The 536-nt window shown below is 65.1% G+C and carries 1 protein-coding gene; it reads left to right on the top strand.

Features of this window, described 5'->3' with window-relative positions:
* Window positions 1-27: 27 nt before the first annotated feature.
* Window positions 28-536: beta-ketoacyl-[acyl-carrier-protein] synthase family protein (locus CCN51_RS54740; protein WP_483883493.1), on the top strand; the 509-nt coding region annotated here is incomplete at its 3' end.

Below are 536 nucleotides of genomic sequence, written 5' to 3'. Positions count from 1 at the left end.
CCTGCTTCTAGAGAGGGAACACCAGCGATGAGCGACGGGCCCAGCGGACCGAATCAGATCTATATCTCCAGATGGTCGGCTGTTTCCCCCTTCGGGATAGGCGGCGCCGCATTCTCCGAGGGACTTCACGCCGGGCGGAAGACCGCAGCACCCCCGGATCCCGACGATTGGCAGACCGTCCCCGACGCCAACATCTGCCTGGTTCCCGACTTCAACATACGAGAAGTTCTGGGAAAGAGCGGAACGCGCATACTGGGGCGTGAGGCCGCCTTGGCGGTCACCGCCGTACGCGAACTCTTCCACGAGGCGCCCGAGGAAGCCCCGATATCCGGCGGGCCAAACATCGCCATGGTCATGGGCACCACCACCGGTACCCCCCAGGGCTATATGGACTTCACCAAGGCATCCCTGACCGGACCCAAACCGCACCATGTGCCGGCCGCGCTCGCCCCGAACATGGTGATGAACCGCGCCGCCTCAGCCAGCGCCATCTGGCACCAGCTTCAAGGCCCCAACAGCACCATCGCCGGCGGCCG

It is taken from the genome of Streptomyces milbemycinicus, assembly GCF_002154605.1.
Taxonomy (GTDB): Bacteria; Actinomycetota; Actinomycetes; order Streptomycetales; family Streptomycetaceae; genus Streptomyces; species Streptomyces milbemycinicus.
Note: the sequence above shows the minus strand (reverse complement) of the source record. Positions and strands in the feature narration are given on the sequence as shown.